A 25,166-nucleotide genomic window follows, 5' to 3' on the forward strand; every position below is an offset into this window, starting at 1 on the left:
AACCAGGCCTATTTGAACTGGGCGACGTTTTCCGGGGTGATCAGGCGATACGGCACCCACACCGCCTGCTCCACCGGCTCGTGCCTGGCCATCTTCACCGCGGTGTCGATCGAGCCGTCGGCCTGGCCCTTGGCATCCTGGAACACCGAGACCGCCAGGTCGCCCTTCTGCACCGCGCGCAGGCCATCGGGCGTGCCGTCGACCCCGGCGATCAGCACACTGCCCTTCTCCACCCCGGCCTGTTTCAGCGCCATGGCGGCGCCGATGGCCATTTCATCGTTGTTGGCCACCACCGCATCGAACTGGCGGCCCTGGGTCAGCCAGTCGTTGACCAGGGTCATGGCCTTGTCCCGCAGCCAGATCCCGGTCTGTTCCTGCTCGACCTTGATCCCCGGGTACTTGGCCAGCACTTCCTTGACGCCCTTGGTGCGGTTGGTGGTGGAGTTGTTCGCCAGGTCGCCCAGCAGGATCACCACCTCGCCCTTGCCGCCCATCTTGTCGGCCAGGTACTGCATCTGCATCTGCCCGGCTTCCAGGTCGTTGGAGGCCACGGTGACCACGCCCTTGGGCAGGTTCAGGTCGTCCGGCCGACGGTTGACGTAGACCAGCGGAATCCCGGCCTTGACCGCCGCTTCGGTGATCTTGCGGGTCGCCGCGGTGTCCACCGGGTTGACCACGATGGCGTCGACCTTCTGGCTGATAAAGCTTTCCACCTGGCTCAGTTGCTTGACCACATCGGCCCGGGCGTCCTCGAACTGCAGCGTGACGCCGTCCGGCAGCGACTTGGCTTTCTGGTCCATGGATTCACGCAGGTAGGTCAGCCAGGTGTCGTCGAACTGCGACATGCTCACGCCGATCTTCAGGTCGGCGAACGCCGTGCCGCTGCCCAGCAGCAGGGACAGGGCAAGCGTGGCGAAGCGGGTCTTGGTCTTCATGAAAGGTCTTTCTCCACATTCTTGTAGGTTTTATGGATAAGGCGCAGAAACCACTCAGTGAGGCAGACGCACGATCGGCGCGCCGGGCATGCGGCACACCAGCGCGCCCTTGCGTTCGACGCAAAGCAGGCGGACCAGGGACTGGACGACAAAGGCATGCCGGGGTGTTTGGCGGGGTGTCCGACTGGACAATGGATGGCGGCGCGGCAATGCGCGGCGAAGCAGGTGCACAACGGAACTGAAGGTTTTCATCGACGGTACCTGTTTTGTTTTTGTTGGCGGGTTTCACTCGGTTCAAGGCGGATCTGAAATCGGCCCGTGACGCTGGCGAAACCCTGCTAGTCGGCAACCTGGAAATGACTTTATTGGAAAATAATTTCTATATCAACTCATTTTAGAATTTTATTCCAAATTCATTCTGCAGCCGGAAATCGGCCATTTCCACCACTTGGCGCTGGCGCCAGCTCAGGCGCGCGGCGTCCAGCACGCGGGTGGTGGCCAGGGCCTCGGCCGCTGTCACCGGCAGCGGCCCCTGCCCTTGCAGCGCCGCCTGCCACTGTTTATAGAACTGCAACCAGTCGCCCCGCTCGGAAGCCACTCGCTCGCGGACCTCGCCCTGCTCGAACCAGCCCCAGCGCCGGTGTTCCTCGACGCCCCAGCGCTCGCCCTCGGTCTGCGGCGACAGGCCGGCGACCAGCGCCTGCTCCTGGCCGTCCAGGCCCTCGACCGTATAACTGCCGGCCGAACCGCTGACCCGGAACCGTGGCCCCTGGCAGTTCTGCAGACAACTACCGGATAAATGTGAAACCACGCCGTTGGCATGGCTCAGGGCGAGGAAAAACCCGTGGTCGCAGGTCGGCGCCTGGGGGGCGTATTGCAACTCGGCGTAGACCCGGGTCACCGGGCCGAACAGCTGCAAGGCCTGGTCCACCAGATGGCTGCCCAGGTCGCGCAGGAACCCGCCGCCGCTGGTATTGCCCACGGCCTGCGGCACATAGCGCTCGACCCGCGACTCGAAGCGGCTGACGCTGCCCAGGGCACCGCTGGCGATCAGCTTGCGTAGGGTGAGGAAGTCCGAATCCCAGCGCCGGTTCATGTACACGCTCAGCGGCACCCGGCGGGTTTGCGCGGCCTCGATCAGCGCCTTGGCCTGTTCGAGGTCGCTGGCGAAGGGTTTGTCGCTGACCACCGGGACACCGCGCTCGATGGCTTCCAGCACCAGCGCCGCACGGCCCTCCAGCGGGGTGGAAATCACCAGCCCGTCGATCCCGGCCGCGACCAGTTGCTCGATGCTGTCGAAGGCCCGCACCCCGGGGTGCTCCGCCGCCAGCAGTTGTCGGCGCTCGGCCGACAGGGTGACCACGCCGACGAAGGTCGCGCCGGGCAGGCTGGCAATCAGCGGCGCGTGAAAATGTCGGCCACCATGGCCGTACCCCACCAAACCAATGCGCATCGCAAAGCCCTCCTTATATAGAACTCGATGTAGCCGTGTAGCCCTGTAGCCCTGTAGCCCTGTAGCCCTGTAGCCCTGTAGCCGCTGGCGCAGCCTGCGATCGACCACGCAGTGGTCGCAATCACGGCACATGCGGTCTTTCAGCTCGATCCGTGCCGCCAGGTTTTGCGAGGACCTTGTCCTCGATCGCAGGCTGCGCCAGCGGCTACAGGCGGCTGCGTTTGTGTCAGCGGCACAGTTCGCTGCTGACCCGCTCCAGCATCATCCGGTTGGACTCGTCCGGGCGGTCTTCCCAGGCGAACACCGAGACCGTGGCGATGCCGTCGAACCGGATCTCGCGCAGGGTACCGAAGAACGCCGTCCAGTCCACCTCGCCCTGGCCGATGTCCAGCTGCTGGTGCACGGTGGCGGTGACGCCCGGCGGGTTGTCGCTGAGGGCCTTGCGAAACGCCTTGATCCGCGCCCGGTCGACCCGTGGCGCCTTGTAGAACGGCAGGAAATCCTCGCGCGGCGACAGCTCGATGTACTCATAGCCCAGTTCGGCGGCCTTGTCGGTCATCTGGCCCAGCGGCAGGTGGCGGTACATGTAGGGGTCCAGTGCGATACGCATTTTTATGTTCTCCCCGAATCTGAAGTAGTGACCTGTAGCCGCTGCCGCAGGCTGCGATCGCGACCGAAGGGCGCGTAGGACCTCAAGATCGCTGAAGGCCTGCGGCCTTATCGCAGCCTTCGGCAGCGGCTACAGGGTTGCTGTGTAACCTGTAGGAGCGTCGACCGGCCGTTCCTACAGAATCAGCCGTAGAACGCCGGGCGCGGCGGTTGCTCGACCTTGACGATCTGCCCGCTGTTCTGCGCCTCGATGCAGGCATCGGCGGCCACCGCCGCGGCATAGCCGTCCCAGGCCGAAGGGCCACCGACCTGCCCGGCCCGCACTCCGTCGATAAAGGCCTGCAGCTCGACGTCATAGGCGGCGATAAAGCGGTCCTTCCAGTCCATCAGGATCGCGTTGGACAACTTGGCCTCGCTGCGCAGCTGCACCTGGGACGGCTCCGGCAACTTGGCGATGCCGGTTTCGCCCACTACTTCACACTGGATGTCGTAGCCGTACTGGCAGTTGACGAACACCTCGACGTCGATGCGCGTGCCCTTGGCGGTTTCCAGCAGCACCACCTGCGGGTCGCGCAGGTGCGCCAACGCCTTGCTCGACTTGCGCGGGAACACCACCTGCACCGACACATAGTCGTCGGCCAGCAGCCAGCGCAGCACGTCCAGCTCATGGATCAGCGTGTCGGTGATCGCCATGTCGGTCTTGTAGTTCTCGCCGACCCGCGGGTTGCGGTGGGCGCAGTGCAGCATCAGCGGTTCGCCGATCCGGCCGCTGTCGATCACCGCCTTCAGGGCGCGGTAGCCGGCATCGTAGGGGCGCATGAAGCCGACCTGGACCAGGCGCTTGCCGTGGGCCATCTCGGCCTCGACGATCTTGCGGCAGCCGGCGGCGGTCACCGCCAGCGGCTTCTCGCAGAACACCGGCTTGCCGGCGGCGATGGCGGCCAGCACGAACTCTTCATGGCTCGGCCCCCAGGAGGTAACCAGCACCGCCTCGACTTCCGGCGCCTTGATCAACGCATGGCCGTCGGGATAAACCTCGGCGGCGATCTTCAGCTCGGCCACCACCTTCGCCGCCTGCGCAAGATTGATGTCGGTGACCGCCACCACCTGGCTGCCCAGCAGGGTCTGGCTGCAACGACGGATATGGTCCTGGCCGATGGCCCCGGTCCCGATGACACCCAGTTTCAAAGACATGGTGCTACTCCTGTTGTTGTTCGTTTGAGAGCAATCAGTACTGCCGGGCCTTGGCCAGGCGTTCGTTGAGTTGCCTGGCCACCGCGTCGGTGCGGGCACTGGTGGACACCTGCGCCACCCCGACCCGCCACCAGGACAGGTACTTGTGGATCATGGTCTTGGGCAGGACCTTGATATCGATCAGGGTCGACACGCTCTGGGTCCGCGCATCGGCCAAGGCCGCCTGCAGCTCTGCCACGGTCTTGACCTTGTAGGTCTTGCAGCCATAGGCCGCCGCGCTCATGGCGAAGTCCACCGGTACGAAGCCGCCGTCGAGCTTGCCGGTTTCGGGATTGCGGAAACGAAACTCGGTGCCGAAGCTGTCCATGCCGTGTTCCATCTGCAGGTTGTTGATGCAGCCGAAGGTCATGTTGTCCAGCAGCACCACGTTGATCTTGCGTCGCTCCTGGATCGAGGTGGCCAGCTCCGAATGCAGCATCAGGTAGGAGCCGTCGCCCACCAGGGCATAGACCTCGCGCTGGGGCTCGGCGAGCTTGACCCCCAAGGCCGCGTTGACCTCGTAGCCCATGCAGGAATAGCCGTACTCGACGTGATAGGTGTTGACCCCTTTGCTGCGCCAGCTGCGTTGCAGGTCGCCGGGCAGGCTGCCGGCGGCGGCGACTATTACCGCGTCGTCGGCCAGGGTCTGGTTTAGTACCCCCAGCACCCGGCTCTGGGTCAGGCAGGAACCGGTCAGCTCGATGAATTCGCGCAGCACCGCCGGGTCCATATGGTCGTTAATCTCCGGAACAAAACCGTCGGCGTGGTATTCGACCTGATAGACCCGGTCCACCTCCGCGTCCAGCTGCGCCCGCGCCTGGCCGATCTGTTCGCCCCAGGCGGCCTGGTAATCGCTGCGCGCCAGGGCCTTGGTCAGTTCGCCAAGGCCTTCCCGGGCATCCGCCAGCAGCTGCACGCCATCGAGCTTCAGCGCATCGCAGGGGCTGATATTGAGGTTGAGAAACTGCGCATCGGCGCGGAACAGCGACTTCGAGGCGGTGGTGAAATCGCTGTAGCGGGTACCGATGCCGATGATCAGGTCCGCCTCTTTCGCCAGCAGGTTAGCCGCCAGGCAACCGGTCTCGCCGATGCCGCCGACATTCAGCGGGTGGCTGGAGACCACCGCGCTCTTGCCGGCCTGGGTTTCGGCGAAGGGAATGCCGAAGCCTTCGGCGAAGGCCAGCAGCGCCTCGTTGGCCCCGGAGTACTTGATCCCGCCGCCACAGACGATCAGCGGCTTGCGCTTGCCGGCAAAGGCCGCCACGGCATCCTCGAGCATGGCCGCGGTGGCCGGCCGGCGCTCGATGCGGTGCACGCGTTTTTGCAGGAAGTAATCCGGGTAATCGTAGGCCTCGGCCTGCACGTCCTGGGGCAAGGCCAGGGTCACCGCGCCGGTTTCCGCCGGGTCGGTGAGCACGCGCATGGCGTGGATCGCCGCGGTCATCAACTGCTCGGGGCGGTTGATGCGGTCCCAGTATTTGCTCACCGCCTTGAAGGCATCGTTGGTGCTGATGCTCAGGTCGTGGAACTGCTCGATCTGTTGCAGCACCGGGTCGGGCTGACGGCTGGCGTAGACATCGCCGGGCAGCAGCAACAAGGGGATGCGGTTGGCGGTGGCGGTCGCCGCGGCGGTCAGCATGTTCGCCGCCCCCGGGCCCACCGACGAGGTGCAGGCGTAGATCTTGCGCCGCAGGTGTTGCTTGGCGAAACCGATGGCGGCGTGGGCCATGCCCTGCTCGTTGCGGCCCTGATGCACCAGCAGCTCGCCGCTGTCCTGCTCCAGGGCCTGGCCCAGGCCGAGTACGTTGCCGTGGCCGAAAATGGTGAAGATCCCGGCGACGAACTTGCTCTGCACCCCATCGATCTCGACGTACTGGTTGTCGAGGAATTTCACCAGGGCCTGGGCCATGGTCAGTCGTGTCGTAGTCATATCTGCACCTTTGAATAGGGTGAAGGTTGCTGCTCTGTAGCCGCTGCCGCAGGCTGCGATAAGGTCCGCAGGACCTTCGGCGATCTTGAAGAGCGCGCCCGCTACGCGGTCGATCGCAGCCTGCGGCAGCGGCTACAGGGAACGGTGTTATGCCAGGGCGTGCTTGAGGTGGGCGATGCTGGCGCCGATCGCCCGCTCGATATCCGCCAGCCCATGTACGCTGTCGGCGAACGGCTCGAACGACAGGTGGCCGCTGTAGCCGCGCTCGAGCAGGGCCTCGATCTGCGCCGCGTTGCCGAGGATGTCGCCCTCGCCCACCAGCACCCGGTGGCCGTCGCGGATGCTCGCCAGGGGCGCCTCGCGGTCCTCGACCCCGGAGATATGCACCAGCCCGGTCAGCTCGGGGAAGAACTCCTGCTCGCCGGCCAGGTGATGGTGAAAGGTGTCGTGCACCAGACGGAACACATCCAGCCCGCCGCTGGCGCGGATCGCCTCCACCGCGGTGCGCTTGCGCCGCAGGGAACACTCCTCGAAGCCCAGGGGCTCGATAAAACCGAGAATCCCGTGCTCGCGCAGGATCGGCGCCAGCTCAGTCAAGGCGGTGCGCAAACCAGCGCCGCGCTCGGCGTCGCTGCGCGCATCGGCGCGGTCGTTCAGCGGGCACATCACCAGGCCGCGGGCGCCGCAATCGCGGGCGTAGGCGGCAAGCTTCAGGGCCTGGGCGCGACGCTCGGCGTTCCAGACATCGAAGGGGTACAGCGCATTGATCGACAGCACCTGGATGCCGTGGGTCGCGCACAGCTGGCGCACCTGTTGCGGCGGTGTGCCGTCTTCGATTTCCACGCCCGCAAGGTCATTGCGGATCTCGATGGCATCGGCTTTCAGGGTCACCGCCAGCTCGATGAACGCCGGCAGGCTCAAACGCGGGGCAACCATACGATTCAGGGCGAAACGCAGGGGCTGGCTCATTATTCTTGTTCTCCAGGGCAACGGGTTGAAGGGCTTTACTTGGCGGTCGGCATGCTGAACTCGGGCCCCTTGGCGATGCTGTCCGGCCAGCGCTGCATCACACTCTTGTAGCGGCTGTAGAAGCGCAGGCCTTCCTCGCCATAGGCGTGGTGGTCGCCGAACAGCGAACGCTTCCAGCCACCGAAGGAATGCCAGGCCATGGGCACCGGGATCGGCACGTTGATGCCGACCATGCCAACCTTGATGCCGCCGGCGAAGGCCCGGGCCACGCCGCCGTCGCGGGTGAAGCAAGACACGCCGTTGCCGAATTCATGGGCGTTGATCAGCGCCACCGCGCTGGCGAAATCCGGTACCCGGACGATGCCCAGCACCGGGCCGAAGATTTCTTCCTGGTAGATACTCATCTCGGTGGTCACGCCATCGAACAGGGTGGCGCCGACAAAAAAGCCCTGCTCCGCCCCCGGCACCTTGAAGCCCCGGCCGTCCACCAGCAGTTGCGCGCCCTGGGCCACGCCCTGGTCGATAAAACCTTCGACCTTGGCCTTGTGCTCGGCGGTCACCAGCGGCCCCATGTCACTGTCGCCTTGCATGCCGTTGCCGATCTTCAGCTGGTCGATGCGCGGCCGCAGTTTCTCGATCAGCCGGTCGCCCACCTCGCCCACCGCCACGGCGATGGAGATCGCCATGCAGCGCTCGCCGGCCGAGCCGTAGGCCGCGCCGATCAGCGCGTCGGCGGCCTGGTCCAGATCGGCGTCGGGCATCACGATCATATGGTTCTTCGCCCCGCCCAGGGCCTGCACGCGCTTGCCGCGGGACGTGGCCTGGCGGTGGATGTACTCGGCGATCGGCGTCGAGCCGACAAAGGAAATCGCTTCGATGTCCGGGTGCTGCAACAGCCCGTCCACCGCCGCCTTGTCGCCCTGGACCACGTTGAACACGCCATCGGGCAGCCCGGCTTGCGTCAGCAGGCGCGCCATCAGCAGGCTGGCGGACGGGTCACGCTCGGACGGCTTGAGGATGAAGCAGTTACCGCTGACCAGGGCCAGCGGGATCATCCACAGCGGCACCATCACCGGGAAGTTGAACGGGGTGACCCCGGCGCACACGCCCAGGGGCTGGCGCAGGTTCCAGTTGTCGATGCCGCCGCCGATGTTGTCGCTGAAGTCGGTTTTCAGCAGGCTCGGCGCGCCACAGGCGAACTCGACGATCTCGATGCCGCGGGTCACTTCGCCATGGGCGTCGGACAGCACCTTGCCGTGCTCGCGGGTGATGATCTCGGCCAGCTCGTTGTGGTGTTGGTCCAGCAGTTCCTTGAACTTGAACATCACCCGCGAACGGCGCAGCGCCGACTGCTCGGCCCAGGCCGGGAAGGCCTTCATCGCCGAAGCGACGGCCTCGTCCACGGTCTTCTGGCTGGCCAGGGCGACCCGGGCCTGCACGCGGCCGGTGGCCGGGTTGAACACGTTGGCGAAGCGCTCGCCGCTGTCCTGCACCTGACCGTCGATGTAATGGCCGATTACCGGGGCGTCACTCATTGTTCTTGTTCTCCGTTCGAATGTTGGAATTCAGAGGCTGGAAATCACAGATCCAGCAGCCAGCTGTGCCGCGGGTCGTTATGGAACTGCCAGACCCGCTTGGGCCCGGCCATGACGTTCAGGTAATAGGACTCGTAGCCATAGGGCACGCTGACCGGGTGGTAACCCTTGGGCACCACCACCAGGTCGCCGTGCTCCACGGCCATGGCCTCGTCGAGGCTGCGGTCGTCGGTGTAGACCCGCTGGAACACAAAACCCTGGGGCGGGTTGACCTGGTGGTAATAGGTCTCTTCGAGAAAGCTCTGGTGCGGCAGGTCGTCGGTGTCGTGCTTGTGCGGCGGGTAGCTGGAGGAATGCCCGGACGGCGTGCGCACCTCCACCACCAGCAGCGAATGGGCCGGCTCGCTGTCCGGCAGGATGTCGCACACATAGCGGGTGTTGGCGCCCTTGCCGCGCACGCTGCGCTTCATGCTCTCGGGAAGGATCAGCCGGGGGCCGAGGCCGTTGGTGGCGGAGCTTTTTGCAGTAGCGCCGGGCGCGGCGCAGACGGCGATCTGCACATCGCTCAGGGCGGTGACCTGGGCCTGGCTGCCGGGCGGCAGGTAGACGGCGAAGGGCGACTTGTCCTCGAACACCGATTGCCGGTCGCCGAGGTTGTCCCAGCCGAACGCGCCCTGCCCCGGTGCCTCGCCCTGGATGCCGATGCGCCCGCTGAGCAGCACCAGACACAACTCCCGGTCGCCGGCATTGACCGGCAGGCTTTCGCCGAGGCTCAGGCGGTAGGCGGCGAACCCAACGTACTGCAATCGGCCCTCGGCCAACTGGACCATGGTCCGGCCCTTGGCCGCGCTTTTTACCAGCAGGCTCATTGTCCCGTCCTCTCGTTAAGCAGCGCGCGCAAGGTGTCATAACCCTTCTTCGCGTAGACATAACTCGGTGCCACCGCCGGGTCCTGCTCGGCCTCCACCACCAGCCAGCCCTGGTAATCGGCGGCCAGCAGCTCGTCCAGCAGCGCGGCGAAATCGATGTCGCCATCCCCCGGCACGGTGAAGGTGCCGTTGATGATGCAGTCGGGGAAACTCCACAGGTGGTTGCGCGCCAGCTGCACCACCGGCTTGCGTACATCCTTGAAGTGCACGTGGCAGATACGCCCGATGTGCTTGCGCAGCACTTGCAGCGGTTCGCCGCCGCCCATGTAGCAGTGGCCCGAATCGAACAGCAGGCCGACTTCGCTGCCGGTCAGGCTCATCAGCTGGTCGATGTCCGCCGGCGATTCGACGTAGGCGCCCATATGGTGGTGGTACGCCAGGCGCACGCCCTGGGACAGGGTGAAACGCGCAAGCTCAGTGAGCTTGTCGGCGTATTCCTGCCAGGCCTGCTGGCTGTGAAAACGCGGGCGCTCCACCAGGGCAATGCGCTGGCCCTGGATCGAGTCGGCGACCTCGCCGTAGACCAGCACGCTGGCGCCGTTCTGCACCAGCACCTGCACATGGCTGGCGATGGCGTCGATCTCCTCGGCCACCGAGCGCCGGGCCAGGCGGCTGGAATACCAGCCCGAGACCAGCGCCAGGTCATAAGGCCGCAGCACATCGCCGACGCCCTTGGCATCCTTGGGGAACTTGCCGTTGAGCTCGAAACCTTCGTAGCCGATTTCCTTGCCCTCGCTCAGCGCGGCGCTCAAAGGCGTTTCGCCGCCGAGGGACGGCAGGTCGTCGTTGCTCCAGGAAATCGGGTTGATGCCAATTCGGATTGCGGGCATGGCTGCACCTTTTATTGTTTTCTAAAGCAGTTCTGAAAAATTCCCGGCCTCGTACCTACTGCTGTAGCCGCTGTAGCCGCTGCCGAGCGTAGCGAGGCTGCGATCGGTGGCGCAGCCACCGCAAGCGTTGTACCTGACACTACGCGTTGTCAGGTTTTGCGAGCGCTACGCGCTCGATCGCAGCCTCGCTACGCTCGGCAGCGGCTACAGGGGTTTGTGCCAGGTTTACGTTCGGGTTTGCGTTTGGGGCCGGGCCGTGCGCCAGGCGTCGATCAGCTCGACGAAGGTCGCCTGCACCCGGCGGATCAGGGTTTCGTCGTCGATCTCGCTGGCCAGCCAGGCCCGGCTCGGTTCGTGGAAGATCGTGCGGCCCACGGCGAAGCCGCGGCAGGTGCGGCTGTTGCCGGCCTGGCGGAAACCTTCGGCCAGGGTCGCCGCCGGGGCGTTGAGGCCCAGCAGCACCACGCCACGGCAATAGGGGTCGCGCTCCTCAATCAGCTCGTCGAGCCGCTTCCACTGCTCGGCGCTCTGCGCCTCGATCTTCCACCAGGCCGGGAAGATGCCCAGGTTGTACAGGCGCTTGAGGGCGCGGTAGAGCACGTCCGGGTGAGTCGAGGGATGGTCCTTGGGCGGAATGATTTCCAGCAGCAGCTCATGGCCGCTGACCTGGGACGCCTGGTACAGGCCCTTGATCTGCGCTTCCTGCTCCAGGCGCAGCAGCGGCTCGTCGTCCGGGTGGTATTGCACCAGGCACTTGATGATCTGCTCCTGGGGCCAGGCGATCAGGTTGCTGCCGATCGAACGCCCGTGTTCGAAGGCCAGCGGCCGCGAGCCCTGGACTTCCACCGGCCGTGCCACCCACCAGCCACGGCCGGTGGCGGCATTCAGCGAATCCTGGCCGAAACGCTGGTCGGCCAGCAGGCCGACATCGGCTTCGATGCCCTGCACGCGCAAGTCGGCCTCGACCCGCTCCACGGCCTGGATAAACAGCTGCTTGAGCTGGCCGATGGCCCTGAGCTCGCGCCCGCCCTTCTGCGCCAGTTCCACCAACTGCCCGCGATGGTCGAAAGCGAAAATGAACAGCTGCTTCCAGGCCTTGCGCGGCACGCTGACCTGATGCAGGCGCTGCAGGGTGCTGTCCTGGTCCGGCCGGGTGATGGGCACCGGGCTGTTGAACAGGTAATCCAGCTCGGCGCGGGTCGGCATCGCCGGCGCGCAGGCATGGCGCGACACCACCAGGCCGCCGCAGGCATTGGCCAGCTGGCAGCAGCGCTCGTCGCTGGCGTCCTCCAGCCAGCCACTGAGGAAGCCGGACATAAAGGCATCGCCCGCCCCCAGCACATTGAGCACTTCGACCCGCACCCCAGGGTAGATCGCGCCGTCTTCCAGGCGCGCCGGGATCGCCCCGTGGATCACTGTGCAGCCCTGGGGACCGAGCTTGACCACCAGGGTCGCGGCGGTCAGCGAACGCACGGTGCGCAAGGCGCTGAGTAGATCGTCGCTGCCGCCGGCGATAAGGAACTCTTCTTCGGTGCCGACGATCAGGTCGAAGCGCGGCAGGATCTTCTGCACATGAGCGCTGACGTTCTGGTCGGCGACAAACCGGGTCTCGCCATCGGCCTTGCCCGCCAGGCCCCAGAGCACCGGGCGGTAGTCGATGTCGAGCACGCGCTTGACGTCGTGCCGCTCGGCGTACTCCAGGGCCTGCAGGCTGGCCTGGTACACGCCGTCGGTGGAGAAATGGGTGCCGGTGATCAGCAAGGCTTTGCTGGAGGCGATAAAGGCTTCATTGATGTCCTCGGCGCGCAGGGCCATGTCGGCGCAGTTCTCGCGGTAGAACACCAGGGGGAAGGTCTCGCGGTCCTTGAGCCCGAGCAGGACCAGGGCGGTCAGGCGCTGCGGGTCGACCTTGATCGCGCTGACGTCACAGCCTTCGCGGGCCAGGGACTCCACCAGGAAACGCCCCATGTGATCGTCGCCGACCCGGCTCAGCATCGCCGAGCGCAAGCCCAGGCGCGCGGTGCCGAAGGCGATGTTGGCGGAGGAGCCGCCGAGGTATTTGGCGAAGCTTACGACATCTTCCAGCCGGGCCCCGACCTGCTGCGCGTAAAGGTCGACGCCCAGGCGTCCGAGGCAAATCAGATCCAATTGACGCCCACTGGCAAAACGAGTCTGGCCCATGCTGGCTCCTGTTATTTTTATCAGCCTGCGCGTGGCACCGAGGAAGGCGCCGAACGCTCTTGGTGGATGCAGACTAAAACGTTCACCGGCGCCAATCAATATTTTTTCTATAAAATTTTTACGTGGAATATTTTTTCCAATAAACTTTCTCAAGGCCGCTCCAGGCAGCCTGCATCGTTTCAGCAAGCGTCCCGTGGCCGTGCGGCTCAAGATTTTCCCCGCGCCGACCCTGTAGACTGCGCACAGCCCACCTATTGTCAGGGAGTGGATCAACCCGCCCGCTCCCATTAAGTACAAGCCAGTAAGCACAGAAGGATTGCCTATGTCCCGCACCGATCAGCCGGCCACGACCGAGAGCCCGCAAGACAGCGACCTCGCCAGCCCCCCGATCAATGCCGAGCGCCTGCTGCAGCTGATCACCCAGGAATACGAAAGCCTGCCGCGCCAGCTCAAACGCATCGCCAGCTACATGAGCCAGCAGAGCGACCGGATCATGGTCGACCGCATCAGCGACATCGCCGGCGAATGCGAGGTGCACCCCTCGGCCATCGTGCGCTTCTCCCAGCGCTTCGGCTTCAGCGGCTTCAGCGAAATGCAGGCGCTGTTTCGCGAGGCTTATACCCACAAGACCACCCCCGTACAGAACTACCAGCAGCGCATCCGCAGCATGATCGCCAACAAGTCGCAGAAGGCCAGCGGCGGCGATCTGGCGCGCGAGTGCATCAACGCCACCCTGTCGGGCATCGAGCGCCTGGGCCTGGAACTGGACGACGCGGCCTTCGACAAGGCCGTGGACCTGGTGGTCAACGCCGACAACATCTACGTGGTCGGGGTGCGCCGCTCCTTCGCCGTGGCCGACTACCTGGTGTACAACCTGCAGCACACCAACAAGCGCATTCACCTGGTGTCGGGCCTGGGCGGCAGCTACCGCGAGCAGATGCGCAGCATCCGCCCCAACGATCTGGTGATCGCCATCAGCTTCACCCCGTATGCCAAGGAAACCCAGCACTGCCTGCGCATCGCCCAGCACAATCAGGCCAAGACCCTGATCATCACCGACAGCAACCTGTCGCCCCTGGCCAAGCGCGCCAATACCGTGCTGCTGGTCAACGAAGGCAGCTCCTTCGCCTTCCGCTCCCTGAGCGCGACCTTGTGCCTGTGCCAGGCGCTGTTCATCGCCGTGGCCTACCGCCTGGAACTGAAGGTCGACGAGATTCACGAACAGGCGGGGTTCGAGGACTGACCCTCACCCCGCCGCGTGTGTATGCGCCCGCAACGCCCCCGGCACGCCGGTACGGATCAAGCCGCCCTCCTCGACCCAGGCCAGGGTCTGCTGGTGGGCCCGTTGCAGCAGTTGCTCGGTCTGGCTGAAGTCGAACACCGAAATACCCAGCGGACACAAGGGCGCGACCACATGGATCGCCGCCTGTGGCGAATGGAGCTCAATGTCCCGCACCAGCTGGCGCATGCTCATCAGGTTCAGGGTGTGCAAGGCCAGGGCGATCAAGCCGCTCGGCGGTCGCGGGCAGGCGCAGCCGAATCCCGTCGGCACCACGATGACCCGGGTCGCGCCCAGCGACACCGCCGCGGCGATCGGGGTGTTACTGGCGACGCCGCCGTCGACCAGCAGCTTGTCGCCGATCTGCACCCAGGGAAACACCAGCGGAATCGCGGCACTGGCCAGCAGGGCCTGCTCGACGCTGCCGCTGGATAACAGCTCCTCGGCCTCGGTGAGCAGGTTGGTGGTGACGATATACAGGGGCAGTTCGGTGTCTTCGATGCGGGTCACCGGCAGCACCCGGCGCACCAGGCTCGCCAGCGCCGACGAGGGCAACAGGCAGCCGCGACGCTTGAGCACGGACGACAGCGCGTCAATCAAGGAAAACGGAAACACATCGGCCTTGCGCAAGCCACGCCAGAAATCGGCCAGTTCGGCGACGCCACGGGCATTGGGCCTGGCGGCAAAGTAGGCGCCATTGAGGGCGCCGACCGACGCGCCGACCACCAGGTCGAACACCACATGCTTTTCCAGCAGCGCCCGCAGCATCCCCACCTGGACAGCCCCGAGGCTACCGCCACCGGCAAGGACAAGGGCAGTTCGGGTGGGATGCATAGCGCTTCTCCTGCCGATGTTCGGCCATTGTTTTCTAAACAATAGCGCTGTCGCACCCGGCTACGAAGCCGTCTGGCGGCTCCCTCGCCATGACATGCTTTTCATCCGAAAGACCGGCAGCGGGTACGTCGCTCACCTACGCTGGGTAACGGATGCTCCACAGCACAATTGTGCTTGCGCCGTTCAATCAAGTGCTGGTCATGGGCATCAGGACAAGTCCCTCGCAGTACCAGGGAAGTTTGAGGTTCAAACTCACGCAAGGAGCGCATCATGACCGACAAAGCATACGCAATTCTTCTCCATTCCGAAGACCAGGATAATGGTTACCTTTACTTCCCCATTAAACGAAACAATCTCGTGTATGGCGGCATGCCGCAGTTTTTCGGCGGCACCAAGAATGCGGGAGAAACGGATCACGACACTATCGCCCGGGAGATGAAAGAGGAAAGCGACGGTAAAATCACCTTGGGCGCCGGCGGCTTGACGTCGATATACAAGTCCCGGGTCGGCAACAATAACTACAGCTTTTATATAGCCGAGAACTACCAGGGAAAGAACTTCCTCGGCAGCCTGACCAACAGCGAGATGAGCAGTATCCAGCAGTTCTTCGTTCAAGTCGGGCAGCAGGACGATGTCGAGGACCTGCTCAAATCCCTCAAGATCGTTCCGACCGTGGAGTTTACCGAGTCGGAAACCTATGAGGCGTTCAATAAGGCAATCGCCTGGAGTGAGAAATAAACACGCGCAGTGAGACGCACGGCGTTTTATCGAGCCTGTCGTACCGCAACGGTAGAACTCAGCCGATATCGCTTCGCACGCTTAAACCCGCAGTGCAACACCCGGCTGCGGGTTTCCAATCGTTATCGCCGATACACAGGTAGCAGTGCCTGGCGGGCCTTTTACAACTTCGCACTCATATAACCGCTCGCCTGTTTCAGCCCCTGCGCCAGGCTGCCAGAGAACGTTCACCCTCGCCTCATGACACCTGGAACACAGGTCATCGATAGGATTGACAGCAATAACCAGGCCCCCGATAGCCAACCCCGGACATTTGTCGCTAAATTAGCCGCTGCCCTCCCCCTGTCTCGTTGTTCCGCACAAGGAAATGCTCAATGAAACTCATCGGTATGCTCGATTCACCCTATGTTCGCCGTGTCGCCATTACCCTCAAGTGCCTGGATATCCCGTTCGAGCATGAGGCGTTGTCGGTGTTTCGCACCTTCGAGCAGTTCCAGCGCATCAACCCGGTGGTCAAGGCGCCGACCCTGATCTGCGACGACGGCACGGTGCTGATGGATTCGAGCCTGATCATCGACTACCTGGAAGCCCTGGCCGGCCGTAGCCTGTTGCCGGCGGCGCCCCAGGCGCGGGCCCATGACCTGCGGCTGATCGGCCTGGCGCTGGCGGCGTGCGAGAAGTCGGTGCAGATCTACTACGAGTACCAGCTGCGCCCCGCCGAGAAGCGGCACGAACCGTGGCTGGAGCGGGTTCGCGGGCAGCTGGCGGCGGCCTATGGCGAGCTGGAAAAAGAACTGGAGAAACGCCCGCTGGCCACCGATGGCGATATCGATCAGGCCGGTATCAGCCTGGCCGTGGCCTGGAGCTTTACCCAACTGCTGGTGGCCGAGCATCTGGATGCCGCGCGGTTTCCAAGGGTCAAAGCGTTTGCGGAGTATGCCGAAGGGTTGGCGTTGTTTGTCAGTACGCCGATAGTTTGAGGCCACCAGGCGACGCGGTGTTACTGCAGCACCGCGTCACCGTTCAGGTTCATCGTAAAAACTTCAGGGAGGCGCGATGCCTCAGGCCAGCGCCACCTGCAACGGCGCCACCGCCTGCAAGCCGAAACGCTCGGCGAGGAACGGCGTGATGTCCAGCGGCAACGGCTCCTCATTCACCAACCGATCCAGCAGCACCCCGGTGATCGCCGAGGTCAGGATGCCGGTACGGAAGTGCCCGCAGGCATTGAGGTAACCCTCCACCCCGCACATCGGCCCGAGGATCGGCAGCTCATCCGGCGAGCCCGGGCGCAGGCCGGCCCAGCAACGCTTGAGGTTGACCTGTTCGAGCTGCGGCACGCAGCGCACCACGCCCTGCACCAGGCCCTGGATTTCCCGGTAGGTGGTGCTGATGTCGAAGCCCTTGTCCTCGGTGGTGCTGCCGATCAGGATCTCGCCATTGTCCTTCTGCGCCATGTAGCAGTCGCTGGTGGTCAGGCAACCGTTGAGCAGTTGTGGCATGCGCTCGGTCAGCAGGATCTGGCCCTTGACCGGCTTCACCGGAATGCTCGCGCCGGTGGCTTGCAGGCTCAGCTCCGCGGCCCAGGCGCCAGCGGCGTTGATCAGGGTGTCGCAATGGAACAACCCCGCCTCCGCCGTCTGCACCCCGCTGATCCGGCTGCCCTGATGCAGCACCCCGGTGACGTTGGTGTTGAAGTACATGTCCACGCCGTTCTGCCGCGCGCCTTCGGTGTAGGCGTCGGCCAGGCGGAACGGGTTGACCTGGTGGTCGCAGAGAAATTCCAAAGCGCCCTGGGCGGCATGGCTGACGTTCGGCTCCGCCTGGCGCAGCGCCGCCTGGTCGAGCCAGCGCACCTGATGGGCCAGGTGCGGGATGCAGGCCACGATGTGCTCGGCGTAGAGCCGGTCCTCGTCGTCGTAGATCACGAACTTCAGCCCGGTGCGCTCGAACTTGAAGTCCATGCCGTGACGCTCGCGCAGTTCTTCATGCAACTGCGGGTACAGGCCGTTGGATTGCAGGGCGAAGTCGAAGAACGACTGCGGCAGGATATGCGGCGTGCTGGAGTCCACCAGCACCGCCGAACCCTGGGCCTGGCGCTTGTTGCGCGCCGACATCATGCGAAAGAAGATCACCCCACAGCCCAGCCCCACCGACTCGCCGATGGCCCACAGGCCGCCGGCCGAGGCACGGGTGGCATTGCCCGGACGCTTGGCGTCGATCAACGCCACCCGCAGGTTCTTGCGCTTGGACAACTGGTACGCGCAGGAAGCGCCGATCACACCGCCGCCGGCGATGACCACGTCGTAGAACTTACTCATGATTCACAGCATCCTTGCTCGGTTGAGGGAAGGCGGAAAAAGGAATCGGGTCCAGGGGGAAACGCGGGCGCAACCAGCCCACGTCCTGGCGCCCGGTGGCCTGGCGCAGGCGGTCGCTGCAATAGCCCACGCACATGCGGCCCTGGCAGTCGCCCATGCTCACCCGGGTGCGCATCTTCAGGCTGGCCATATCCTGCACGCCCTGCTCCAGGGCGCGGTCGATATCGCCACGGGTGGCGTGTTCGCAACGGCAGATCAGGGTGTCGGCGGCCGGCAGTTCGATCTGCCCGGTGCCGCGTTCGGTGTAGCGGTCCACCGCGGCGCGGAAACGGGTGATGGAGGCCAGTTTGTTCTGGTACTTCTGGCGCCGCGCCAGGGCCTCCTCGTTGCTCAGCACATCGCGCTGCATCAGGATCGACAGCGCGGCGATGCGCCCGGTGAGCATCGCCGCCTCGCCGCCGCGAATCCCGCCCATGTCGCCGGCCAGGTGAATGTGCGGCTCGCTGCTTTGCTGCCAGACGTTGGCCGTGGCCCGCAGGTAGCCGTCATGGCTGAAGCCGTGGTTGAGGCCCATCTGCTGGCTGAGCTGGGTGCGCGGGATAAAGCCGTAGCCCACCGCCAGGGTCTGCGCAGCGACCGGTTGCAGGCGGCTCAGGTCCGGCTCCCAACGCGCCGAGTACGGTGCCACGCTGACGCTTTCCAACCCGTCGCTGCCCTGGGCCTCGACCACGCCCCAGCCGTAATGCATCGGGATGCGGTGCAACTTGAGGTAGGCGAGCATGCTCAGGCCGTCGAGGAACAGCTGCGGCTTGTTCAGCAGCGCCAGGCTTTCCTTGGCGATCCGGCCAAAGGTGCAGGCCTCGTAGACCGCCGCTACATTCGCGCCACTGGCGTGCAGCTGGCAGGCCACCAGCGGCAGCAACGGCCCGCTGCCGGCGATCACCACCGGCCCGCGCGGCTTGACCACGCCGCTCTTGATCTGCAACTGCAAGCCGCCCAGCAGCATCACCCCGGGCAAGGTCCAGCCGGGAAACGGCACGCTGCGTTCATGGCAACCGGCGGCCAGCAGCAACTGCGGATAGGCCACTTCCTGCAACTGCTCGTCGGCATCCAGCAGGACCAGGCTGCCCTTGCCTTCGGCCCCCACCACCCGGTGGTTGAGGCGCACATCGATCATCTGTTCGCAGTCGGAAAAGGCGCCGTGCAGTTTCGCCAGGGCCTCGCAATAACGCGGCCCCAGATAGTCCAGCTGCACGCCGTCGCGCAGCGGTCCGCGATAGACCACGCCGCCCAGGCGCGAGGCCTCGTCGATCAGGGTACTGCGCACCCCGTGCTCGGCCAGTTCGATGGCCGCGGCCATGCCCGCGGGACCGCCGCCGACGATCAGTGGATTGAGGTTCATAGCACCTCCTCCACCGCACGGATGCGGTTGACCTCGGTCTGCACCTGCATGCCCGGCCGCACCTGGGTCTGGCAAGCCCGGCGCTTGTGCCGGCCGTCGATCTGCACCAGGCAGCAATGGCACACGCCCATGCCGCAATAGGCGCCGGCCAGCTGGCCGTGGTCGTTGCGCGCCACCTGACGCAGCCCGAGGGACTGGATGACGCTGAGTACGGTTTCACCAATCGCCGCCGTCACCGGCTGGCCATTGAGGCTGATGGTCATATCCGCCTGTTGCAGTGGCTGGATATCGAAGGTTCGTTCGGTATGGCGCATCAGGAAATTCGTCCTTGAACGGAGTGAAGAGGAATGCCAGCGTCCTGCTGTGCATCGCCGTGAACCTGGACTTCGACCCGGATCACGGTTGCGCGACGCCAGCTCCTCGGGGCTGAACACCGGGCCAATCTAGTAGGTTTGTCGAACAACAACATTGATCTGGGCCAAGCAAAGCGCAAGGCTCTGGAATGCGCCTTGCGCCGCCCTGCCCTAACTGGAAAACACGTAGCGGCCCTTGACCTTGCGCGGCCCGATAAAAGCGAAATCCGGAAAGATCAGGCTGCGCACGTACATCGCGAAAAACACCACCCCCAAGGTAATGGCCGCGCCGATCAGGGTCCCCAACGGGTCCTCGGCATAACCTTCGAACAACCGCGGAAATTGCGACAGGGTCAGAAGGGCATAGAAGGTGTAGGCGTTCGCCGAAGGTTTATGGAAGCCCCAGGCAAACAGCAGCGGCACCACCCCACCCAAGAGCGCGAATACCCAGGCAGCCTTGGGGCCGATGACCGAGCCGAGGAAGAACCCCGCCACCGCGCCGACCACCGCCTGCAGCAACATCACCGCCAGCAGGATCTGGATTTTGCGCCGGTGCCGGGCATAGAGCGCGGGGTCGGAATAGGCCGCGATCCAGAACGCCAGCAGCCGCTCCTTGATCCCGCTGCCGGCGAACGCGGCAAAGGTTTCGCCCTTGGAGCGCCCGGCCTCGAGGCTGGCGATGACTTGGCGCTTGGCTTGCTGTTTGTCCATCCGTATTGTCCCCGATAGTGGCCCCCGGCGGCGCCGTGCCGGCAACGCTAGTAGAGGCACCCGGGCCTGTCCAATCGGTGTCTGCGCGGGTTATTTGCGCTTGTAGCTTTTGCTGCCGCTGGGGGTCAGGCAATAGACCCCGCCCCGTGGCCCGGTGCAGAAACTGCCACTGCCACAGGAGCAGCCGTCGCTACTGCGCAACAGGGTTTGTGGACGCGCCGCCTGGCCCGGGTCGCCGTAGCGCGCGGAACAGTTCTTCTTGGAGCCGCTGATGGAGCCGTCGTTACACAGGAACAGCTCGCCGTCGCAACCGGCGATTCCACCCTTCTTGCCGGAGCAGGGTTGATTGGCGGCGAACGCCGGGGCCGCCGCCAGCAGCAACAGGCAAATGCCCAGGGCTTTCCAGTCGAGGTCATGAGGTCGGTGCATTGCGTAGCGTCCCTGCCAGCCAGTAGTAGCTGGATGATATCAACGATTGCCCGACCCGGCCCGCCTGCTACCCTGCGTTGGCCAGGGCACTGGCGCGAAGATGAAAGATTTTTTAGAAAGCCCGCGGCCATTTCTTGGCAAAATGCCGGCCTGTGTCATGAAATCCCAATCAGGTAAGCCCCTATGACCCGCATTCTGACCATCGAAGACGATGCCGTAACAGCCCGCGAAATCGTGGCCGAACTGAGCAGCCACGGGCTGGACGTGGATTGGGTCGATAACGGTCGCGAAGGCCTGGTGCGCGCTGTCAGCGGCGACTACGACCTGATCACCCTGGACCGCATGCTGCCCGAGCTGGATGGCCTGGCGATCGTCACCACCCTGCGCACCATCGGCGTGTCGACGCCGATCCTGATGATCAGCGCCCTGTCCGACGTCGACGAGCGCGTGCGCGGCCTGCGCGCCGGCGGCGACGACTACCTGACCAAACCCTTCGCCTCCGATGAAATGGCGGCCCGGGTCGAGGTGCTGCTGCGGCGCAAGAGCACGGTGCAGGAATTCGAAACCTGCCTGCGGGTCGCCGACCTGGAGCTGAACCTGATCAGCCGCGAAGCGACCCGCGCCGACCAGTTGCTGAGCCTGTTGCCCACCGAATACAAACTGCTGGAATTCCTCATGCGCAACACCGGCCAGATCCTCTCGCGGATGATGATTTTCGAGGAAGTCTGGGGCTATCACTTCGACCCGGGCACCAACCTGATCGACGTGCATATCGGCCGTCTGCGTAAAAAAATCGATCCGCCTGGCATGACCCCGCTGATCCGCACCGTGCGAGGCTCGGGTTATGTCATTGCTGAACCCCTCTAAGGGCTGGCGCTCCTCCAGCAGCCGCCTGCTGGCGCTCTACAGTTCGCTGTTCGTGGCCTGGAGCTGCATCCTCATGGGCGTCATGTACTACGAGGTGTCCGGCTACCTGGAAAGCCTCGCCAAGCACTCGCTGATGCAGCGCCAGCACCTGTTCGCGCGCTTCCAGGGCGAACAGCTGGAAGAGGCCCTGACCACCAGCATGACCTTCGACATGCGCGCCATCGACGCCTACGGCCTGTTCGACGAGCGACGGCGTTACCTCAGCGGGCCGATCCGCGAGATCCCCGACGACCTGCCGCTGGACGGGCAGATCCACGAGCTCAAGAGCTGCATCGACTCCGACGACCCCAACCTGCCCCGCGACAGTTGCGATGCGGTGGCCACCTACACCCGCGATGGCCGCTGGCTGATCCTGGTGCGCGACAACGGCTCGCTGTTCGCGGTGACGCGGATCATCCTCCACGCGCTGCTGTGGGGTGTGTCGCTGACCATCATTCCCGGGGCCGCCGGCTGGCATCTGCTCCGGCGCCGGCCGCTGCGGCGGATCCGCGCCCTGCAGGCCAGCGCCGAGGCGATAGTCGCCGGCGACATGACCCACCGCCTGCCGCTGTCCAACCGCCGCGACGAGCTGGACATGCTGGCGGCCATCGTCAACGCCATGCTCGACCGCATCGAGCGGCTGATGAACGAGGTCAAGGGCGTGTGCGACAACATCGCCCACGACCTGCGCACCCCCCTGACCCGCCTGCGCGCCCAGCTGTACCGCATGCAGCAACAGGCGGTCGAGGGCACGCCGGAAGCCTTGCAACTGGACCAGGTGCTGGCCGAGGCCGACCGGTTGATGGCGCGTTTTCGCGGCTTGCTGCGGATTTCCGAGATCGAGGATCACCAGCGTCGCTCGGGCTTTGTCGAACTCGACCCGCTACCGTTGCTGCGCGAGCTGTATGACTTTTATTTGCCGCTGGCCGAGGAAGGCCAGCTGACCCTGACCCTGGATGTGCCCGCCACGCTGCCGAGCCTGACCGGCGACCGCGCCCTGCTGTTCGAAGCCCTGGCCAACCTGTTGAGCAACTCGATTAAGTTCACCCCGCCGGGCGGCGAAGTGATTCTGCGCGGTGTCGAGGATGGCGGCTGTACGCGCCTGGAAGTCCTCGACTCCGGCCCTGGCATTCCCGAGGCCGAGCGCAAGGCGGTGTTCCAGCGCTTCTACCGGGTCGACGACAGCAACTCCCATGGCGGCTTCGGCCTGGGCCTGTCCATCGTCGCCGCCATCGTCAGCCTGCACGGCTTCAAGCTCGACGTCGGCAGCAGCGACCGCGGCGGCGCGCGCCTGAGCCTCGATTGCCGGCCGAGCCTGATCGGCAAAGACTGAACGGCTGCTACAGAAGAATGCCGGGTGCGATCAGGACAGATGCACCAGGCTGATGGAGTTGCTGCGCAACTCGTACCGCAGCTCCTCGATCATCGCCAGCACGTCCGCTTCAGTCTCAAGCAGCCGCGGGTCGATGCCGGTGACCACCAGGTCGACCCGGCCGCTTTGCGGTTCGTAGATCCGCAGGGTGAAGGTGGAGTCGGCGCCGGTGCTGAAGGCACAGGCCAGGGGCGCGAAGCCCTGTTCGATGTAGCGGCGCAACTGCGCCCGGGAAATCACCCAGGCCTTCCTCAGCGGCGACGCCACAACAGGCCGGCCAGCAGGCCGATCCCTGCGAGGATGGCGACGCTGGCCAAAGGTTTGTCACGGACAAAGCGGGAGACGCTGTCCAGCGCATCGCCATAGGTTTCCTGCAACTGCCCGGCGGCCTGGCGAGCGGCGCCTTCCAGGCGCATCTGCTGATCGTCCAGCAGCTCGCCTACTGCCCCCTGGGCCTTGCCGGCCGCGGTGCCCACCGCACCTTTGATCTGTTCGCTACGCATCGTGCATTCCTTCAGCTGATGATTTTCGGTGCACGGCCCGTGTCCGCCACGGCACCGCACATCACCCAGCCTAAAAAACCCCGTCACGCCGCAAAAGCGCCATTTGTACTGATGGCACTGGTGCATTTGCACCTGTCAGCGCTGCACCTGTCAGCGCTGCACCTGTCAGCGCTGAGCCTTGCCGCGGCGATCGCCGCTGAACAGCCCGCGCTCGCGAGCCCAGACAATGGCCTCGGCGCGGCTGTGCACCGCCAACTTGGAATACACCGTGGCCACGTGATTGCGCACCGTGCTGGGCGCCAGTTGCAGGCGCGCGGCGATCTCCTTGTCGGCCAGGCCCTCGCAGATCAGCCCCAGCACATCGCGCTCGCGGGCGGTCAGGTCGGTAAAGGACGCACTGGGCTGCTCGGCCTGGTTGGCGCTGCGCACATTGGCCAGCTTTTCGATCAGGGTCTGGCTGAACCACGAGGCATCGCGCATCACCTCCTCGATCGCCGACACCAGCTCCAGCTCGGAGCGCTTGCGCTCGGTGATGTCCATCAGCACCAGCAGGTAGCTGGGCTTGCCCTGGATATCCACGGTGTCGGCCGAGACCACGCAGTCGAGCAGTTCGCCGCCCTTCTTCGCCACCCGAAGGTCGACGTTGCGCACATCGGCGCTTTTCTCCAGGGCGCCGAACAGGCTGGCGCAGGCCTGCGGGCTGGCGATGAAACCGACCTCCTCCACTGTCTTGCCCAGCAGCTCCTCGGCGGCATAACCGGTGCTGTCGAGAAAGGCCTCGTTGACGTCGACGATCTGCTGGCTGTCGGCGCCACAGACCAGGGTCGGCACCGGCGTCAGGCGAAACGCCTTGGCAAAGCGCTCCTCGCTCTGGCGCAGGGCGGTCTCGGCCTTGCGCCGCGGCTCCAGGTCCATGAAGGAAAACAGCATGCAGTCTTCTTCGTTGATATCCAGCGGCTGGCCAGCGACGATCACCAGCTTGCTGCCGCCTTCGGGCAGGCGCAGTTCGGCCTGCATCTGCGGGATGGTCGCGCCCTGGTTCAGGCGTTCAATGGCCAGGTCCTTGCGCTCGGCGCCCTCCAGCACATCCACTTCGTACACCGAGCGGCCGATCACCTGGTCGCGGGCATAACCGGTCATTTCCAGGAAGCCCTGGTTGACCTTGATATAGCGCAGGTCGCTGAGACGGCAGATCACCGCCGGCGCCGGGTTGGAATTGAAGGTCTTTTCGAAGCGCTGTTCGGCGCTGGCCCACTCGGTAGCGTCGCTGAGGATCAATACCAGGGATTCCACCTCGCCGGCGCGGTCGGTGAGGATCATGCTGCGTACCCGATGCACCCAGGTGCGTTCTTCCTCGCCCTCGCCGCTGCGCACCTCCACCACCACATCGCTGAAGGTTTCCCCGGCGGCGACCCGGTTGATCGGGTAGCTGTCCAGCGCCAGCGGGTGGTTGTTGCGATAACGCAGGGCGAAACGCTCGGCGTATTGCTGGTCGTCGGCGCCCAGCTCGGCGATCTCCTCGACCCCGTGCATGGCCAGCGCCGCCTCGTTGGCCCAGACGATGCGCCGGTCCGCCTCGAGCAGGATGACCCCGTCGGACAGTCCGGAAATGATCTGCTGCAATTGCCGGCGATTGGTTTCGGTGGCGAGTAGGTCCTGGCTCATGGCGACTCCTCAAAAGCCCGGCGCCACTGGCGTGACGTCGAAAAAAGGCGGG

Annotated in this window: 26 protein-coding genes; 6 read left to right on the plus strand and 20 right to left on the minus strand. The window is 64.9% G+C overall.

Translation table 11 applies throughout. The features are described from left to right. Positions 1–8: 8 nt before the first annotated feature. The 11 genes from CRO75_RS12885 to iolC all read right to left on the minus strand — a co-directional run bounded on the left by CRO75_RS12885 (position 9) and on the right by iolC (position 12,604). Positions 9–935: a sugar ABC transporter substrate-binding protein gene (locus tag CRO75_RS12885; RefSeq protein ID WP_009043386.1), complete on the minus strand. Its 927-nt coding sequence runs from the start codon at positions 933–935 to the stop codon at positions 9–11. A gap of 54 nt (positions 936–989) precedes the next feature. After that, complete coding sequence (locus CRO75_RS12890; protein WP_097135750.1) at positions 990–1,187, minus strand: hypothetical protein; 198 nt, start codon at positions 1,185–1,187, stop codon at positions 990–992. Between the two features lie 142 nt (positions 1,188–1,329). Continuing rightward, the gene (locus CRO75_RS12895) at positions 1,330–2,388 is read right to left on the minus strand and encodes a Gfo/Idh/MocA family oxidoreductase (protein ID WP_097135751.1); all 1,059 of its coding nucleotides are present in this window, start codon (positions 2,386–2,388) and stop codon (positions 1,330–1,332) included. Between the two features lie 226 nt (positions 2,389–2,614). Then, positions 2,615–2,998 (minus strand): sugar phosphate isomerase/epimerase, encoded by a 384-nt coding sequence (locus CRO75_RS12900; RefSeq protein ID WP_097135753.1) that lies wholly within the window; start codon positions 2,996–2,998, stop codon positions 2,615–2,617. A 182-nt stretch (positions 2,999–3,180) separates the two neighbouring features. Beyond that, entirely contained in the window at positions 3,181–4,191 is a 1,011-nt protein-coding gene (locus CRO75_RS12905) for a Gfo/Idh/MocA family oxidoreductase (RefSeq protein WP_097135755.1), read from the minus strand. Between the two features lie 34 nt (positions 4,192–4,225). Continuing rightward, positions 4,226–6,160, minus strand: a complete 1,935-nt coding sequence (iolD, locus tag CRO75_RS12910) for a 3D-(3,5/4)-trihydroxycyclohexane-1,2-dione acylhydrolase (decyclizing) (protein WP_097135757.1) — start codon at positions 6,158–6,160, stop codon at positions 4,226–4,228. Between the two features lie 147 nt (positions 6,161–6,307). Beyond that, positions 6,308–7,129, minus strand: a complete 822-nt coding sequence (locus tag CRO75_RS12915; RefSeq protein ID WP_097135759.1) for a TIM barrel protein — start codon at positions 7,127–7,129, stop codon at positions 6,308–6,310. A 35-nt stretch (positions 7,130–7,164) separates the two neighbouring features. After that, positions 7,165–8,664 (minus strand): CoA-acylating methylmalonate-semialdehyde dehydrogenase, encoded by a 1,500-nt coding sequence (locus CRO75_RS12920; protein WP_097135762.1) that lies wholly within the window; start codon positions 8,662–8,664, stop codon positions 7,165–7,167. Between the two features lie 44 nt (positions 8,665–8,708). Further along, positions 8,709–9,533 carry a 5-deoxy-glucuronate isomerase gene (iolB, locus tag CRO75_RS12925; protein WP_092418353.1) on the minus strand — a complete coding sequence of 275 codons (825 nt, stop codon included), beginning with the start codon at positions 9,531–9,533 and terminating at the stop codon, positions 8,709–8,711. Then, positions 9,530–10,423, minus strand: a complete 894-nt coding sequence (iolE, locus tag CRO75_RS12930; RefSeq protein ID WP_097135764.1) for a myo-inosose-2 dehydratase — start codon at positions 10,421–10,423, stop codon at positions 9,530–9,532. Before iolE ends, iolB begins: the two co-directional genes overlap by 4 nt. A gap of 225 nt (positions 10,424–10,648) precedes the next feature. Beyond that, positions 10,649–12,604 carry a 5-dehydro-2-deoxygluconokinase gene (gene iolC, locus CRO75_RS12935; RefSeq protein WP_097135766.1) on the minus strand — a complete coding sequence of 652 codons (1,956 nt, stop codon included), beginning with the start codon at positions 12,602–12,604 and terminating at the stop codon, positions 10,649–10,651. Between iolC and CRO75_RS32540 the strand changes: the two genes are divergently transcribed. Together CRO75_RS32540 and CRO75_RS12940 are read left to right on the plus strand one after the other, a co-directional pair. After that, positions 12,603–12,839 carry a hypothetical protein gene (locus CRO75_RS32540; protein ID WP_143503914.1) on the plus strand — a complete coding sequence of 79 codons (237 nt, stop codon included), beginning with the start codon at positions 12,603–12,605 and terminating at the stop codon, positions 12,837–12,839. The genes iolC and CRO75_RS32540 overlap by 2 nt on opposite strands. A gap of 87 nt (positions 12,840–12,926) precedes the next feature. Further along, positions 12,927–13,847, plus strand: a complete 921-nt coding sequence (locus CRO75_RS12940; protein ID WP_009043375.1) for a MurR/RpiR family transcriptional regulator — start codon at positions 12,927–12,929, stop codon at positions 13,845–13,847. 3 nt (positions 13,848–13,850) lie between these two features. Here CRO75_RS12940 and CRO75_RS12945 read toward each other — a convergent pair whose 3' ends face one another. Continuing rightward, on the minus strand, positions 13,851–14,717 hold the full coding sequence (locus tag CRO75_RS12945; RefSeq protein WP_097135769.1) for a patatin-like phospholipase family protein: 867 nt from the start codon (positions 14,715–14,717) through the stop codon (positions 13,851–13,853). Between the two features lie 270 nt (positions 14,718–14,987). Between CRO75_RS12945 and CRO75_RS12950 the strand changes: the two genes are divergently transcribed. Continuing rightward, on the plus strand, positions 14,988–15,455 hold the full coding sequence (locus CRO75_RS12950) for an NUDIX hydrolase (protein WP_097135771.1): 468 nt from the start codon (positions 14,988–14,990) through the stop codon (positions 15,453–15,455). 374 nt (positions 15,456–15,829) lie between these two features. Beyond that, positions 15,830–16,435 carry a glutathione S-transferase gene (locus tag CRO75_RS12955; RefSeq protein WP_097135773.1) on the plus strand — a complete coding sequence of 202 codons (606 nt, stop codon included), beginning with the start codon at positions 15,830–15,832 and terminating at the stop codon, positions 16,433–16,435. 81 nt (positions 16,436–16,516) lie between these two features. Here CRO75_RS12955 and hcnC read toward each other — a convergent pair whose 3' ends face one another. From hcnC to CRO75_RS12980, 5 genes are all read right to left on the minus strand, one after another. Beyond that, positions 16,517–17,773 carry a cyanide-forming glycine dehydrogenase subunit HcnC gene (gene hcnC, locus CRO75_RS12960; RefSeq protein WP_097135775.1) on the minus strand — a complete coding sequence of 419 codons (1,257 nt, stop codon included), beginning with the start codon at positions 17,771–17,773 and terminating at the stop codon, positions 16,517–16,519. Next, a complete protein-coding gene (gene hcnB, locus CRO75_RS12965) occupies positions 17,766–19,175 on the minus strand; it encodes a cyanide-forming glycine dehydrogenase subunit HcnB (RefSeq protein ID WP_097135777.1) in 1,410 nt (469 codons plus the stop codon). The genes hcnC and hcnB overlap by 8 nt, the downstream gene beginning before the upstream one ends. Beyond that, on the minus strand, positions 19,172–19,489 hold the full coding sequence (gene hcnA / locus CRO75_RS12970) for a cyanide-forming glycine dehydrogenase subunit HcnA (RefSeq protein WP_097135779.1): 318 nt from the start codon (positions 19,487–19,489) through the stop codon (positions 19,172–19,174). The genes hcnB and hcnA overlap by 4 nt, the downstream gene beginning before the upstream one ends. Positions 19,490–19,699: 210 nt before the next feature. After that, positions 19,700–20,239: a hypothetical protein gene (locus tag CRO75_RS12975; protein ID WP_085531393.1), complete on the minus strand. Its 540-nt coding sequence runs from the start codon at positions 20,237–20,239 to the stop codon at positions 19,700–19,702. A 90-nt stretch (positions 20,240–20,329) separates the two neighbouring features. Continuing rightward, entirely contained in the window at positions 20,330–20,668 is a 339-nt protein-coding gene (locus CRO75_RS12980) for a hypothetical protein (protein ID WP_097135781.1), read from the minus strand. A 183-nt stretch (positions 20,669–20,851) separates the two neighbouring features. Here CRO75_RS12980 and CRO75_RS12985 point away from each other — a divergent pair, with 183 nt between their 5' ends. After that, positions 20,852–21,535 carry a response regulator transcription factor gene (locus CRO75_RS12985; RefSeq protein WP_009043366.1) on the plus strand — a complete coding sequence of 228 codons (684 nt, stop codon included), beginning with the start codon at positions 20,852–20,854 and terminating at the stop codon, positions 21,533–21,535. Beyond that, positions 21,513–22,907 carry a HAMP domain-containing sensor histidine kinase gene (locus CRO75_RS12990; protein WP_085531397.1) on the plus strand — a complete coding sequence of 465 codons (1,395 nt, stop codon included), beginning with the start codon at positions 21,513–21,515 and terminating at the stop codon, positions 22,905–22,907. The genes CRO75_RS12985 and CRO75_RS12990 overlap by 23 nt, the downstream gene beginning before the upstream one ends. Positions 22,908–22,937: 30 nt before the next feature. Here CRO75_RS12990 and CRO75_RS12995 read toward each other — a convergent pair whose 3' ends face one another. The 3 genes from CRO75_RS12995 to CRO75_RS13005 all read right to left on the minus strand — a co-directional run bounded on the left by CRO75_RS12995 (position 22,938) and on the right by CRO75_RS13005 (position 25,114). Continuing rightward, positions 22,938–23,186 (minus strand): DUF1652 domain-containing protein, encoded by a 249-nt coding sequence (locus tag CRO75_RS12995; protein ID WP_097135783.1) that lies wholly within the window; start codon positions 23,184–23,186, stop codon positions 22,938–22,940. 11 nt (positions 23,187–23,197) lie between these two features. Then, the gene (locus CRO75_RS13000) at positions 23,198–23,449 is read right to left on the minus strand and encodes a CsbD family protein (protein WP_097135785.1); all 252 of its coding nucleotides are present in this window, start codon (positions 23,447–23,449) and stop codon (positions 23,198–23,200) included. Positions 23,450–23,614: 165 nt separating this feature from the next. After that, positions 23,615–25,114, minus strand: coding sequence for a helix-turn-helix transcriptional regulator (locus CRO75_RS13005; protein WP_097135787.1), 1,500 nt, complete (start codon positions 25,112–25,114; stop codon positions 23,615–23,617). Between the last annotated feature and the right edge of the window lie 52 nt (positions 25,115–25,166).

Origin of the sequence: Pseudomonas sp. LAMO17WK12:I10, assembly GCF_900215185.1 — a bacterium.
Lineage (GTDB): Bacteria > Pseudomonadota > Gammaproteobacteria > Pseudomonadales > Pseudomonadaceae > Aquipseudomonas > Aquipseudomonas chlororaphis.